The sequence below is a fragment of the Mesorhizobium sp. M7A.F.Ca.US.006.04.2.1 genome (genome assembly GCF_004022915.1).
Classification (GTDB): domain Bacteria; phylum Pseudomonadota; class Alphaproteobacteria; order Rhizobiales; family Rhizobiaceae; genus Mesorhizobium; species Mesorhizobium ciceri.
The window spans coordinates 1-13,262 of record NZ_RZQA01000063.1 but is presented as its reverse complement, the minus strand read 5'-3'; the positions used below and the strand labels follow the sequence as shown (position 1 = coordinate 13,262).

At 63.4% G+C, this 13,262-nt stretch carries 12 protein-coding genes and 1 pseudogene; 5 read left to right on the top strand and 8 right to left on the bottom strand.

Going from position 1 to position 13,262, the window contains the following annotated elements; all coding sequences use genetic code 11:
* A pseudogene (locus EN925_RS05730) lies at nt 1–466 on the top strand (ATP/GTP-binding protein); the annotation flags it as partial.
* 284 nt (nt 467–750) lie between these two features.
* Here EN925_RS05730 and EN925_RS05725 read toward each other — a convergent pair.
* The 6 genes from EN925_RS05725 to EN925_RS05700 all read right to left on the bottom strand — a co-directional run bounded on the left by EN925_RS05725 (nt 751) and on the right by EN925_RS05700 (nt 6,241).
* Nucleotides 751–1,344 (bottom strand): hypothetical protein, encoded by a 594-nt coding sequence (locus tag EN925_RS05725; protein ID WP_127370052.1) that lies wholly within the window; start codon nt 1,342–1,344, stop codon nt 751–753.
* Nucleotides 1,313–2,542, bottom strand: coding sequence for an AAA family ATPase (locus tag EN925_RS05720; RefSeq protein ID WP_127385256.1), 1,230 nt, complete (start codon nt 2,540–2,542; stop codon nt 1,313–1,315). Before EN925_RS05720 ends, EN925_RS05725 begins: the two co-directional genes overlap by 32 nt.
* Nucleotides 2,543–2,823: 281 nt before the next feature.
* The gene (locus tag EN925_RS05715) at nt 2,824–4,557 is read right to left on the bottom strand and encodes a SulP family inorganic anion transporter (RefSeq protein WP_127370244.1); all 1,734 of its coding nucleotides are present in this window, start codon (nt 4,555–4,557) and stop codon (nt 2,824–2,826) included.
* 69 nt (nt 4,558–4,626) lie between these two features.
* Nucleotides 4,627–4,905 carry a helix-turn-helix transcriptional regulator gene (locus EN925_RS05710; RefSeq protein ID WP_013528670.1) on the bottom strand — a complete coding sequence of 93 codons (279 nt, stop codon included), beginning with the start codon at nt 4,903–4,905 and terminating at the stop codon, nt 4,627–4,629.
* A 266-nt stretch (nt 4,906–5,171) separates the two neighbouring features.
* Nucleotides 5,172–5,885, bottom strand: coding sequence for a phosphatase PAP2 family protein (locus EN925_RS05705; protein ID WP_128336403.1), 714 nt, complete (start codon nt 5,883–5,885; stop codon nt 5,172–5,174).
* Nucleotides 5,886–5,899: 14 nt separating this feature from the next.
* Nucleotides 5,900–6,241: a hypothetical protein gene (locus tag EN925_RS05700; RefSeq protein ID WP_013528672.1), complete on the bottom strand. Its 342-nt coding sequence runs from the start codon at nt 6,239–6,241 to the stop codon at nt 5,900–5,902.
* A gap of 169 nt (nt 6,242–6,410) precedes the next feature.
* Between EN925_RS05700 and EN925_RS05695 the strand changes: the two genes are divergently transcribed.
* Together EN925_RS05695 and EN925_RS05690 are read left to right on the top strand one after the other, a co-directional pair.
* Complete coding sequence (locus tag EN925_RS05695) at nt 6,411–7,805, top strand: sensor histidine kinase (RefSeq protein ID WP_127368938.1); 1,395 nt, start codon at nt 6,411–6,413, stop codon at nt 7,803–7,805.
* On the top strand, nt 7,802–8,461 hold the full coding sequence (locus tag EN925_RS05690; protein ID WP_013528674.1) for a response regulator transcription factor: 660 nt from the start codon (nt 7,802–7,804) through the stop codon (nt 8,459–8,461). Before EN925_RS05695 ends, EN925_RS05690 begins: the two co-directional genes overlap by 4 nt.
* Nucleotides 8,462–8,768: 307 nt before the next feature.
* Here EN925_RS05690 and EN925_RS05685 read toward each other — a convergent pair whose 3' ends face one another.
* Nucleotides 8,769–9,272: a hypothetical protein gene (locus EN925_RS05685; RefSeq protein WP_127368939.1), complete on the bottom strand. Its 504-nt coding sequence runs from the start codon at nt 9,270–9,272 to the stop codon at nt 8,769–8,771.
* A 562-nt stretch (nt 9,273–9,834) separates the two neighbouring features.
* Between EN925_RS05685 and EN925_RS05680 the strand changes: the two genes are divergently transcribed.
* Together EN925_RS05680 and EN925_RS05675 are read left to right on the top strand one after the other, a co-directional pair.
* Nucleotides 9,835–11,838: a PhoX family phosphatase gene (locus EN925_RS05680; RefSeq protein WP_127368940.1), complete on the top strand. Its 2,004-nt coding sequence runs from the start codon at nt 9,835–9,837 to the stop codon at nt 11,836–11,838.
* A 144-nt stretch (nt 11,839–11,982) separates the two neighbouring features.
* Nucleotides 11,983–12,207 (top strand): hypothetical protein, encoded by a 225-nt coding sequence (locus EN925_RS05675; RefSeq protein WP_013528677.1) that lies wholly within the window; start codon nt 11,983–11,985, stop codon nt 12,205–12,207.
* Here the strand turns inward: EN925_RS05675 and EN925_RS05670 are convergent.
* Nucleotides 12,199–13,262, bottom strand: a 1,064-nt coding sequence (locus tag EN925_RS05670; protein ID WP_164894142.1) for an NAD(P)/FAD-dependent oxidoreductase, incomplete at its 5' end; no start/stop codon positions are given. The two genes, EN925_RS05675 and EN925_RS05670, sit on opposite strands and share 9 nt — an antisense overlap.

The following is a 13,262-nucleotide window of genomic DNA, read 5'->3' as shown; positions in this document are numbered from 1 at the left end:
GTTGAGGAAGACCGCGTTCGGCACCGAGATGCTGGCCGACGCCATCTACCGCATCGATGGCGACCGGCCGGAGCTGTTCGTTAAGGACGGGGCATTGGCTTCGCCCAACGGCGTCTTTGCCGGTGGCGGCCGATTGATCGTCGCCTCCTGGGGCAAGGGCATCAAGCCCGACTTCAGCACGACGGAGCTTGGCGGCCTGCTGTCGGTCGACATCGCCAGCAAGGTGGTTTCGCCCTTGCCGGCCGCCCAGAAATTCGCCGATCTCGACGGCGTCGTAGCCATCGGCGACACCATCTACGCCACCGCCTACATGACCGGCACGCTCTACCGCTATCATGCGGGCGGCGCGCCGGAGGTGGTGGCGCAGTTCAAGCCGGGCAGCGCCGACATCGGCACCGATGGCAAGTCGATCCTTTATGTGCCGTTGATGAACGAAGGCGAGGTTGTGGCGCTGAAGCTCGATTGAGAGCCATGATCGGCGCCTCAGGGCAGAGCTGCGAGACGTTCGCCAACGGCCGATGGACTGTCGTTAGTCGGCGAGGATCGTATCGTGGCCAATTAACGACGTCCCCGGATCGGCCCACCTTGTGCCAAGCGCCAATAGCCGACATTGCCGAGCAGATATTTTGATCTCGCCTTTGGGCCGGGAGCGGAACGTCCGGTTCGGGACGTGCTTGTGGCGAAGCTTCCGTCGCCACCGGTTCACCGCCGCCGGCGACCATACAGCGCGGAAGTCGCGTATCCCGATCGCTAGAGCACCCCGATACTGCGGAGCAAGGCTTGTAGTTCGGCCTCGACACCTGCCGCCCGCAGGACGGCATCCCGATTAATCCGGCGCGCCAGGTTGGCGCGCGTCATGGGCTTTTTGTATTCCGGCCATTCCTTTTCGAGCGCCTTAACCGCCCCCGGCGTATCGGGCGGGCGGTTGGCCGCCTTGCCCTCCAGATGGCGCAGCAGCATTGCCTCAAAGCAGGGCCGTTGCCAGAGAATCGTGATTCCGTTGTCGGCCGCGAGCTTGCGCGTTCGCTCGGCGCGCTGCGGATCGCGCTCGGCCTGGTCAAAATCCAAAAGCGCGAAGCGTTCCGCGGGCGCACGGCGTTTTCTCTGGAGCAGCTTCAGGCGCAGCACCGCCATCTCGATACGCGACAGCGGATCGCCGGTCCCCGGCCCCAATTCGTCAACGTGCAGGTGCACCGGCAAATTGGCATCGCGGATCAGATCTTGCAGAAAGCCGGCATAACCGACTTCTGACGCTCCCTCGCAGCCAATATAAACCGGACGGCGAAGCTCGATATTGGCGGGCGACGACGGCTCATCCGAGGTGTGGAACCCCGCCGTATGCACCGCTCAGATATTTGCGGTAATGGTTCTCGTCGCGGCGCACCTTCACGTCCATGAGGCTGTAAAGGTGGCTGCGGCCCTGCCGGTCCTTCTCGCAGATCACGATTTCCTCCTTGTTGAGGTCATCGAGCAGCGAGGCCGAATGGCAGGAGAGCCATAGCTGCGCGTCGAACTTGTTACGTCCCGAGGCCGCATAGAACCAGCGCACCAGCTCGGGCAGCATGTTCGGGTGAATGGCCGCGTCCATTTCGTCGATCGCGGCGATTCCGCCGGTATCGAGTGCGCTCATGATGAAAGGGAACATCTTGATAAAGGCCCGCGTGCCGTGGCTTTCCATCAGCCAAGGCATTTCGACCGCAAGACCCGCGTGCTTAAACAGCAGCAGCGGCCCGTTGTCCGTATGCTGAAAGCGCATCCCTTCCACACCCACATCTATGCGGCTTAGCTCATCCTTCAGCCGCGAGACGACGTTGGGCTGGTTCTTTAGATAGTCGATCACGTCGCGATCGACGAAGGAGTGCACAGGCTCAATTTGGAAGAAGGCCTTGCGCGCCGTATCCACAAGAAGCTGCGCGGTCGGGTGCTGGAATTTCGCGAATGATGACAGCACCGTGTGATTGCCGGCGAGCGTCTTCACGAGGTGCTGGAAGCCCGAGAGGCTGAAGGTTTTAGAGTCCTTCACCTTGCCCTCGGCATCGCGCTCATAGACGCGCTGCCATTTCCCTTGGCCGTTCGGCCTCTGGCGCAGCGACTCGGACGCGATCCGCACCGCGAGCCCTTCTTTGAGTTCGATTTCCAGTTCGTAGCGGTAAGTGCCTTGCTCGACCTTTTCGCCGCTCGTGGCGCGCTGAAAGACTTCCGGCGTCAGGTTTATGATGCCGCCCAGCTCGATCGCGAACCGGATCGGCCGACTGCCGGATTCCACGTCGTTGAACCGCTCGATGCCAGCGAAGCCTGGCACCGTGCGCGCTACGCTGTCGCGGATCATCGTCACGACGAATTCGAGCGCGCGCAGCACCGTCGTTTTACCCGAGGCGTTCGCGCCATAGAGGGCGACGACCTTCGGCGCGCGCACGTCCGCACCCTCGAAGATGGGGGCATAACGGCCTTCAGGATCGGGCACTTTTCCATCCACCGACAGGTCGAGCACCTGCGGATCGCGGATGGAGAAGAAGTTTTCGACCTCTAGCTTGTAGAGCATGGGATACCTCACTTGGGGATATAATAGAATCTATAACGACATTTCGTCAATAATTCGATTACAGGATCGCTTCATGCTCACCGAGGATTGAGCATTGGCGGCGCAACGTGGATGGATGCCAGCTTTCGGAATCGGAGGTTGGTTCTCGAAATGACCAAAAAGAGGCGCAGTGCGGTTGTTCACGTCGCGCCGTGCGTGAGTCAGCTCAACGTCAAGAAGTTGGCATTCAACAGGTGGACACCTTGTCCTGACAATGGCCACCGGCCGGCAAATCCCGGCCCCTATCCCGCCTCCAGCTTCCCTTTCAGCTGCGCCCGCGCATCCTTGATCGAGGCGGCGTAGGTCACCAGCGGGCGCTTGACGCCGTGGGTGATCAGCATGCGTCGTATCTGCGGCGCGGCGCCTGATATGATGAAGCGGACACCGGCGCGTTTCGCCTTGTGGGCGGCGCCTTCGATGACGTTGGCCGCCGTCGAATCGAAGAACGGTACGGCCGAGCAGTCGAGGATGAAGTTCCTGCGCTGGTCGGCTATGCGGTCGAGCACGGTGCCGACGGTCGATGCGGCGCCGAAGAAGAAGGCGCCCGAAATGCGATAGACGACGGTGTCGGCGTCGGTCGCCTCGCTGGCATCGTAGGCCTTGGTGCTGTCGGCGACATCCTCCTGCACCAGCGGCTGATCGGCCTCGACCGCAATCGACTTGGCCATGCGGTCGATGAACAGGATCGACCCCAGCACGAAGCCGACGACGATGCCTTCGGTGAGATCGCGGAAGATGACGAGCAGAAAGGTCGCCATCAGCACCAGCGCATCGCCGCGCGAGGCACGCAGCAAGGTGGCGAAGGCCTGTTTCTCGAACATATTCCAGCACACGACCGCCAGCACGCCGGCCAGGGCGGCGAGCGGGATATAGCTGGCGAGCGGCGCCGCCACCAGCATCAAGGCGAGCAGGATGGCGGCGTGGACGATGCCCGAAACCGGTCCGTGGGCGCCGGCCCGCACATTGGTCGCCGTGCGGGCGATGGTGCCGGTGGCGCAAATGCCGCCGAACAGGGCGGATGCGATGTTGGCGAAGCCTTGCGCCACCAGTTCGCAGTTGGAACGATGCCGGCGGCCCGTCATCCCGTCGGCGACCACCGCCGAAAGTAGCGATTCGATGGCGCCCAGCAAGGCGAAGGCAATCGCATCCGGCAGCACGTCAATCATCCGGTCCAGGCTGATCGGCGGCAAAGCGGGCATTTGCAGGCTGCGCGGTATACCGCCAAAGCGGGTGCCGATCGTCTCCGCCGGGAGCGCGAGAAGCGCCACGACCAGCGATGCCAGCCCGATGGCGATGAGCATTGCGGGCCATGTCGGCCGCCAGCGCTTCAGGCCGGCGATGGTGGCGATGGTCAACACCGCCACCAAGATCGCCGCCGGGTTGATGGTGCCGGCCGCCTCGCCGACCGCGATCAGCTTCGGCACCAGCGGTCCGGGCTCCTTGCCGGCAAGCTTCAGCCCGAACAGTTCGACGATCTGTCCGGAAAAGATGATGACGGCGATGCCGGCGGTGAAGCCGACCGTCACCGGATAGGGAATGAACTTGATGTAGGTGCCGAGACGGAGATAGCCGATGGCGAGCAGGAAGCCCCCTGCCATCATCGTTGCCAGCAGCAGCCCGTCGATACCGACCCGGGCAACCGTCGCGGCCACCAGCACGATGAAGGCGCCGGCCGGGCCGCCGATCTGGAAGCGGCTGCCGCCGAGCGCCGAAATGATGAAGCCGCCGACAATCGAGGTGTAGAGGCCGCGCTCGGGCGTGACTCCCGAGGCGATCGCGATGGCCATCGACAAGGGCAGCGCGACAATGGCCACCGTCAGCCCGGCAATGGCGTCCGCCTTGAAGTCGGCGAACGTGTAGCCCTCGCGCCAGACCGTCACGAGTTTTGGCGTGAACAATTCGGAAAATGTCGGCTTTGCCGACCTTTGGGCCGATCTGTGGGCCGGTTCATGCCCTGCCCGCTGCGTCTGATCCATGGACTGCCTTTCGCACCCTGAAAGGCGGCGGGATCGTCGGCAGGGCTGTCGGCGGTCGCCGTCGCGACTTTATGCCGGCTCAGCCTTGGGATCCGGCGGCACGGCAGGCTTGAGGCGCACGCCCCGGCCGCCGCGCTCGCTGGCCTGATTCTCGCCGATCAGCTCCACCCCGGCCTCGTCGAGGGCCTGGATGACCTTCATCAGCGTGTCGACCACGCCCCTGACCACGCCATCGCTCGCCTCCATGCGCTGGATAGTCGGAAGCGAAACGCCGGCGCGCTCGGCGAGCGTCTTCTGATCGATGCCGGCCAGCGCCCTTGCGGCGCGCATCTGCGCGGCAGTGATCATCGGCCGGAATCCCCGTCTGAGTCTGCAGGAGTAAGGTATAATATCATTATTCTGATGTTTCAAGCATTAGGATGAATGTTTGAGACGTAAGGGGCGGCGCCTGACTGACCATTTTTAGATACTTTCCCGGGATTGCGCTAAGGTCTTCCATCTGGGCAGGGAGTAACGCGGTTGAATATCTTCAAGACTTTCATGACATCGGCAGCCTTGCTGTCGGCGGTTTTCCTGTTGGCCGGCTGCGGGCACGGGCTGATCAACCGGCTGATCTAGTCTCCAGTCTCGCCGTCCGGGTGCTGCCCACGCCATCGCTGCCACGTCCGGGCAGCGAGCCAGCACAGCATCGCCCAGACGAAGCCGGCGCACCAGCCGGCCAGCACATCCGACGGCCAGTGGACGCCGAGATAGACGCGGCTGATGCCGACCAGCAGCGTCGTCAGCACCGCCAGCGACAGCACATAGATCTTCGTCGTTCGACCGGGCAGGAAGCGTGCCGCCAGCGCGCCGAGCGTCAGATAGGTCACCGCCGACAGCATGGCGTGGCCGCTGGGAAAAGACAGCGTCGTTTCGTTGACGAGATGCGAGACGAGTTCGGGGCGCGGCCGGTCGATTCCGGCTTTCAGCAGGCTCGACAGCCCCTGACCGCCGGCCACCGCCACGAAGATGAAAAGGGCGGTCGCCGGCCTGCGGATAAGCAGGAGATAGACGATTACCGCCGTCACGATCAGCACCAGCACGCTGCCGCTGCCAAGGCTTGTGATGTCGCGCATCGCCCCTTGCAGCCACAGCGGGCCGATCGGGCTGTCAGGCCGCCCCGCCTGGCGGAAGGCGAGCAGGATTTCGGTGTCGAAGGCGTGCGGGGTGGTGGCGCGCGCCATCTCCATCAGCTCCTCGAATCCCCAAAGGCCGGCCGCGATGACCAAGCCGGCCAGCAGCACCGGGAATTCGACCCGGTTGAGCAAAGCGTTCGCGGCATTCTTCATCGGCAATCCGCCCGTTACAGCCGGCCTTGCAGATAGGGTCCGAGCGTGATCAGCGCCACTGCGGCGATCGCCAGCATGATGCCGGTCGCCTGCAGCGCGTTGACGCGCTCGCCGAAGAAGACCAGTGCCACGACGTTCACCGAGACCAGCTGGATGACGGCAGACAGGCTGAACGACACCGACATGCCGAATTCGCGGATCAGCCGCAGCATGATCAAATTGCCCAGCGAATAGAGCGCCAGCGTCAGCGCGATCTTGCCGAGGCTCGGCGCCAGGCCCCATTGCTTGGCGGCTGTCGCCGCCAGCAGGAAAATGACCGTTGAAAAGCCGAGCTGCAGCAGTCCCGAAAAACTCAACGTTCCGTCCCCTCTCGACGCGGCTCCCGCCGCATGTGTCGCGGACGTTGTTTCCGAAGCGCGCCGGGACGTCAAGCGCTCGACCAAACGAAGCTCTTGGCAATGGCAAGACGGAGGCTCAATGTACCGACATCGTCCAGCCAGTCGATTGAAGGGCGGTCAGGGGTTCATGATTCGTATTCTGCAGAACTTGACGCGACGCTGGAGCGAACTCTCTCTTGCCTTGCAATTCGTCGTTGCCGGCGGTTTTGGCCTGCTGGCCGTCATGCTGGTGGTGGGCGCCTGGGTGACGGCGCAGATCAGAGAGGGCGTCATCCGCAATTCGGCCGCCACGACGGCGCTCTATGTCGACAGCGTGATTGCGCCGCTGCTTCCCGACTTGCGCAAGGAGCAGGAGCTCAGCGATTCCGTCAAGCAGGCGCTGGACGAGACGCTTGGCCAGGGCGCGCTCGGCAAGCGCCTCGAATCGTTCATGCTCTGGCGCCGCGACGGGACGGTCCTCTATGCCAAGGAGACGGCCCTGATCGGCCGCCGCTTCGCTCCGAGCGACAATCTGCGTTCCGCTTTCGAAGGCAATGTCGTCGCTGAATTCAATACTTTCGATGAGGATGAGAGCGAGGAGAAGGCGACCGGCTTGCCATTGCTGGAGATCTACAATCCCGTGCGCGAGCCCTGGTCGGGCGAGGTGGTGGCGGTTACCGAGTTCTATGAGATCGCCGACGATTTCCAGGCCACCCTGGCTTCCGCTCTGTGGTCGAGCTGGCTGATCGTGGCCGGCGCGACCCTGGCGGCATTCCTGCTCCTGTCGGGCATCGTCGTGCGCGGCAGCCGCACCATCGACGACCAGCGTGGGGCGCTGCGCCGCCAGGTGTCGGAACTGCAGGGCCTGGTGGCGCAAAACAGTGCCTTGCGACTGCGCGTGCAACAGGCCTCGCGCCGCGCCACCGCGCTCAACGAAAGATATCTGCGCCGCATCGGCGCCGACCTGCATGACGGCCCGGCCCAACTCGTGGCCCTGGCGGCGCTGCGCATGGACAGCCCGATATTTTCCAGCGATGGCCATTCAGGCGCAAGCCGCTCGACCGAGGTCACGATGATTCGCAAGACGCTGGAGGATGCGATGCGCGAAATACGCGGCATCTGCACCGGCCTTGTCCTGCCGCAGATCGAGACGGCTGCCGCAACCGACATTCTGCGGCTGGCCGTCAAGGAACACGAACAGAGGACGGGAACGTCGGTGACGCTGACGCTGGCCGGACAGTTGCCTGAACCCGGCGCCTCCGAGAAGATCAGCATCTATCGTTTCGTCCAGGAAGGGCTGAACAATGCCTATCACCACGGGCTAGGCAAGGATCAGGCGGTGAGTGCCGGGATGAAAGGTGGCAGGCTTTTTGTCGAAGTGTCGGACCGCGGGCCGGGTTTCGATCCGACGGCACGGGTCGAGGGCCTCGGGCTCGCCGGCCTCAGGGAACGGGTCGAAAGCATTGGCGGACAGTTCGAAACCTTGACCGGGCCGCAAGGTACGCGTTTGGTGATCCGTCTGTCGGTCGAGGAGCAAGCATGACTGGGACCATTCGCATTGCCATTGTCGACGATCATCCCCTCTTTCGCGAAGGTGTGACGCGCAGCCTGTCGGAGATCGGAGGCTTCGAGATGGTTGGCGAGGGCGCCACGGCGCAGGATGCCGAACGCCTCGCCGCGACGATGCGGCCCGACATCTTGCTGCTCGACATCTCGATGCCGGGCGGCGGGCTGAGCGCGGTCGCAAGCATCCTCGCCAACCATCCCGCCCAGAAGATCGTCATGCTGACCGTCTCGGAGGCCAATGCCGATGTGACCAAGGCGCTGAACGCAGGGGTGAATGGCTATGTCCTCAAAGGCGTCGGATCGCGCGGCCTCGCCGACATCCTGCGCAATGTCGCAGCCGGCGAAAGCTATCTCTCGCCGACACTATCGGCCCGGCTGCTTTCGGATCTCCAGTCCCAGCAGCCGACCGACGGCTTGGCGGAACGGCTGCGGCAGCTCACCGATCGGCAAACGGAAATCCTGCGGCTGGTGGCGGAGGGGCTGAGCAACAAGGAAGTCGCCTTGCGGCTTGAGTTGCAGGAGAAGACCGTCAAACATCACATGACCGGAGTGCTGTCGAAGCTCAATGTGCGAAATCGCACCGAAGCGGCCTTGATGATGCGTGAGTGGCGCGACCGCGACAGGCCCTCCTAAAGCATTTCACCGTTTCACGGAAACGGCGAGCTGCTCTAACTCTTTGTTTTGACGCAATTCCCAAGGGAAAAGCGCTACGCGCATTTCCCGGGAAAACCGCTTCACACTTTTTCTAGAACTGCTTGGGTCAGGTCTGGGGAAATGCGCAGCGGTTTCCCGTCCCGGATTGCGCAAAAGCGCGTCGCGCCTCGGGACCGCAGCCATTGCGGTGCCGAAAACCGGGACGATGCCGGCCGGAAACGAGGTCACCGCCGCCGGGGGGCGGCGGAGGTGACGTGCAAAGCTGACCGTTGCCTGTTGGCCAGCTTCACAAGGCCTTGAGACGATTGGCATCGGCCGGCGTGGCCTGGCGGTCGATGATCGTGCGACCGAGAGCGTCCTTCATGCTGAAACGACCGTTCTCGAGCTTTTCCGTTATGCCGTCGGGATGCCTGACTGTGATCTTGTTGCCGGTCACGTCGACCTTGTCACCGGTCTTTGCATTGACATGGCTCCCGCTCTTACCCTGACTGGATCCTGATTTGCCGTTGTTGCCGTTATTGCCGCTGTTGCCGTTATTCCCATTGCCGTTGCCGCTGTTCCCGCTATTGCTTCCGCCGGAATTGCCGCCGTTGCCGCCCCCACTGTTGCCACCACCACCGCCGCCACTGTTACCGCCACCCTTGGCGTATGCGCTGGCGGTGTGGATGCCGGAAACGGAGCCGTCCAGGACAATTTGATAGGGCGCAATCGTCAACACCAGCGCCGCTGCCGATTTGAGCGCCAGCCGGCAACAACGGGTCGTGAAACGGGTCGTGACCGATCTGTGCATTCTGATCTCCGACGACTGAGTCCGGCGCGCCCCACCCCAACGTTGCAGTGCAACCAACATTGCCGAAAGACGCGGCGCCCGGAAGCGACCTCCGACCGTTGCGGTTGTCAACCAGGACCATTGCAAGCGCAAGGTTGGACTAAAGTCCCAAGTATATGCTACATTAGCTTCGCATGAACGGCGCCGTGACCGCCATCGCTAAACGGGAGACTGGCTTTCCCGATGCCTGACGACGGCAGACGCCGAACATCAAGTCACCTCCGCCGGGGGCGGCGGAGGTGACTTGTCGAGGGTGCAGTTGCCCGTTGATCTGTTTTTTGCAAACGACTGATGTCGTCCGCCGTCGCGGGATGCGCGGCCAAGATGCCGCCTAAGGTCTCCTTTCATCTCGAACCGGCGATTCTGGAGCAGTTCACGGTCTGCGGGAATGCTTAGCCAGCGCTGCGCGCAATGCCTGTCGCGTCTGAAAGGTCTCCCGATGTCACGAAAATGTGATCCGGCGATTATAAGGGGGTCAAACAGGTACCCACGCTCCAGCCAATCCAACAGCCAGAGGCAAGCCATGACTGACCTTCGCTCCCCCGACACCCGATTCCGCACCAGCCTGCTCGAGGAAAACGACGGCCCGGCCATCAACGCTTCCGACAACCGCACCATGGGCGAGATCATCGCCGCGCGGTTCTCGCGCCGCGGCTTCCTCAAGGGTTCGCTGGCTGTCTCGGCCATCGCCGCCACCGTCAGCCCGCTGGCGCTGATCAGCGCCGACGAGGCCCGGGCCGCTGAAGGCTCGGCCTTCACGTTCGACGAACTCGAGGCCGGCATCGACGACAAGCACCACGTCGCGCCGGGTTACGATGCCGATGTGCTGCTGCGCTGGGGCGATCCGCTGTTTGCCGATTCGCCCGACTTCGACCCGACGAAACAGTCGGCCGAGGCCCAGGCGAAACAGTTCGGCTACAACAACGATTATGTCGGCTACATCCCCATCGACGGCTCGGCCGAACATGGCCTGCTGGTGGTCAACCACGAATACACCAATCCGCATCTGATGTTCCCGGGCATCGTGAAGATCGTCCAGAAGGACGGCAAGAAGTCGGCCGAAGTCGCACCCCTCTCGAAGGAGCAGGTCGATGTCGAGATGGCAGCTCACGGCGGCACCATCGTCGAGATCCGCAAGACATCAGGCAAATGGCAGGTGGTGCGCGACGGCAAGCTCAATCGCCGCATCACCTCCAACACCGAAATGGCGCTGTCCGGTCCGGTTGCCGGCCATGACCGCGTCAAGACCAATGCCGATCCGTCCGGCACCAAGGTGTTCGGCACGTTCAACAATTGCGCCGGCGGCGTCACGCCCTGGGGCACCTATGTGATGGCCGAGGAGAACATCCATGGCTATTTCTCCGGCGAGTTGCCGGAAGGCCACAAGGAAGCCGCGAACTACAAGCGTCTCGGCATTCCCGAAGGCGCCTATGAATGGGCGGCGCATTACGAGCGTTTCGACCTCGCCAAGGAGCCCAATGAGGCCAACCGCTTCGGCTGGATCGTCGAGGTCGATGTCAACGACCCGACCTCGACGCCGAGGAAGCGCACCGCCATGGGCCGCTTCAAGCATGAGGGCGCCGAATCGATTGTCGCCAGGGACGGCCGCGTCGTCTTCTATCTCGGTGACGACGAGCGCTTCGACTATGTCTACAAGTTCGTGACCAAGGCCGCGTTCGATCCGAACGATCATGCCGCCAACAGGGACCTGCTCGATGATGGCACGCTGCATGTCGCCAGGTTCGCCGAAGATGGCACGGTCGAATGGCTGCCGATCGTCTTCGGCCAGGGACCGCTGACGGCTGAAAACGGTTTCACTGGCCAGGCCGACGTGCTGATCGAGACGCGCCGCGCCGCCGACCTGCTCGGTGCCACCAAGATGGACCGCCCCGAAGACATCCAGCCCAATGCCGTCAATGGCAAGGTCTATGTCATGCTGACCAACAATTCGAAGCGCAAGGCCGACCAGGTAGACGCCGCCAACCCGCGCGCCGAAAACGCCTTTGGCCACATCATCGAGATCGCCGAGGACGGCGGTGATTTCACCGCCGCCAAGGGCAAGTGGGAAGTGCTGCTGAAATGCGGTGATCCGGCGGTTGCCGATGTCGGCGCCACCTTCTCGACGGCAACGACGGCCAATGGCTGGTTCGGCATGCCCGACAATTGCGCGGTCGATTCGGCCGGGCGTCTCTGGGTCGCAACCGACGGCCAAGGCCCGAAAGCCACCGGCCGCACGGATGGTCTGTGGGCGGTGGACACGGAAGGGGCGGCGCGGGCAACCTCGAAACTGTTCTTCCGCGTGCCGATCGGCGCCGAAATGTGCGGTCCGCTGTTTGCGCCCGACGACCAGACCGCCTTCGTCGCCGTCCAGCATCCGGGCGATGGCGGCGAGGACTGGGAAGCGTTCGGCCGCCCGTCCTACTATGAGGATCTGTCGACGCGCTGGCCCGACTTCAAGCCCGACATGCCGGTGCGGCCGTCGGTGGTCGCCATCACCAGACAGGGCGGCGGCAAGATCGCGGTCTGATTGCCTCCAGCATGGGGCGCAGCAGCGGAGCAGATTTGCACCGCTGCCGCCCTTTGAAGTCGCGGCATGGGGTGAAGTCGGTCAAGCCTCGGGAAAGATTGGCAATTTAAACATGGCGCCCTAGGTCTTTATCAGGAGATCGCCATGTCGAAGTCCGTCTATGACCGTGGCTTGCTCAAGCCAGCCGATATCGCCAAGCTGCAGCGCGTGTTCGACGAGGCCTGCCGGCGGCGCGAGGCACATCCCGATTCCGCCGACGCGCGGGAAATCGCGCTTAACCTGCTCGCCCTGCACAATGCCGGCATGGTGGAAGAGGACATGCTGATGGAGGCCGTCGGTTTCCGGCGGCTGGAACCCAAATCAGCGTGATGCGCCGGGTTGGTGCGAGGCCGACCCTGCAATCCGTTTGGCGATCGCCTTGGCCAGGATGCCGGCATTGGCGAAGCAGCCGCGAATGCTCGGCCGCATGCCGGTGAACCACAGACCGGGCAATTTCGGATCGGCTTGCCCGCCGTTGAAGAGCGGAACGCCCTTGGCGTCGAGCACGCCGAGCTTGCCGACCATCGGCTCCAGCCCGGTGCGGTAGCCTGTCGCGGCAATGACGATGTCAGGATAGATCAGGCTGCCATCGGCCAGGATCACGCCGTCACGGGTGAATTCCCTTATGCCGGGTACGACGGTGATCTTGCCGGCCTTTATGGCGCTGACGGCGCCATCGTCGGCGGCGATCGCGGTGTAATCCGAGGTCAGGCGGCTGGCGCCGCCCGCAGGCGCGGGCGGCAGGCCGAATTTGGTCAGGTCGCCGAAAGCCAGGCGCTGCGTCGCCGACATCACCGCGTCGGCGACCCGCAACGGCAAGCGAGCCATGAACGGCGAAAGCCGGTGCACGGCGATCTTGCCGATGCGCTTGGGCAGCAGGGCGGGACCGCTGCGGGCCGACAGCCAGATGGCGGCCGTGTCTATGCCGGCCAGATGATTGAGCGCATCGAAACCCGAATTGCCGGCGCCGACGACCAGCACTTTCTGGCCCGCATAGGCCTGTGCGTCACCGAAATCCGCCGAATGGATGATGCGCCCGACGAAATCCTTCATGCCTTTCCATTCGGGAATGAACGGCTGCCTATCGCGGCCGGTGGCGACGACGACATTGCGGGCCAGCCGCAGGCCAGCGCTGGTCCGTACCGCCCAGTGATCGCCCTTGAAGGCAATCTCTTCGACAGCGACGCCAAACTGCACCGGCAGCCGGTTTTCCTCCCTGAAATCATTCATGTGGCGGATGACGACCGTCCGGTGCGGAAAGGCGGGGGTGCCGGGGGGATAGGGGAGACCAGGCAGCGAAGAAAGATCGCGGTGGGTGTTGAGATGCAATTGCTGGTGCCGCCGGTGCCATGGCTCAGCCAACCGGCTTTCCTTTTCCAGGATCG

Excerpts from the sequence above, each read along its gene's own strand:
- EN925_RS05715 (WP_127370244.1), bottom strand. The coding sequence starts at position 4,557 with ATGGATCAGACGCAGCGGGCAGGGCATGAACCGGCCCACAGATCGGCC.
- EN925_RS05685 (WP_127368939.1), bottom strand. The coding sequence starts at position 9,272 with ATGCACAGATCGGTCACGACCCGTTTCACGACCCGTTGTTGCCGGCTG.
- EN925_RS05720 (WP_127385256.1), bottom strand. The coding sequence starts at position 2,542 with ATGCTCTACAAGCTAGAGGTCGAAAACTTCTTCTCCATCCGCGATCCG.
- EN925_RS05710 (WP_013528670.1), bottom strand. The coding sequence starts at position 4,905 with ATGATCACTGCCGCGCAGATGCGCGCCGCAAGGGCGCTGGCCGGCATC.
- EN925_RS05695 (WP_127368938.1), top strand. The coding sequence starts at position 6,411 with ATGATTCGTATTCTGCAGAACTTGACGCGACGCTGGAGCGAACTCTCT.
- EN925_RS05690 (WP_013528674.1), top strand. The coding sequence starts at position 7,802 with ATGACTGGGACCATTCGCATTGCCATTGTCGACGATCATCCCCTCTTT.
- EN925_RS05705 (WP_128336403.1), bottom strand. The coding sequence starts at position 5,885 with ATGAAGAATGCCGCGAACGCTTTGCTCAACCGGGTCGAATTCCCGGTG.
- EN925_RS05680 (WP_127368940.1), top strand. The coding sequence starts at position 9,835 with ATGACTGACCTTCGCTCCCCCGACACCCGATTCCGCACCAGCCTGCTC.
- EN925_RS05675 (WP_013528677.1), top strand. The coding sequence starts at position 11,983 with ATGTCGAAGTCCGTCTATGACCGTGGCTTGCTCAAGCCAGCCGATATC.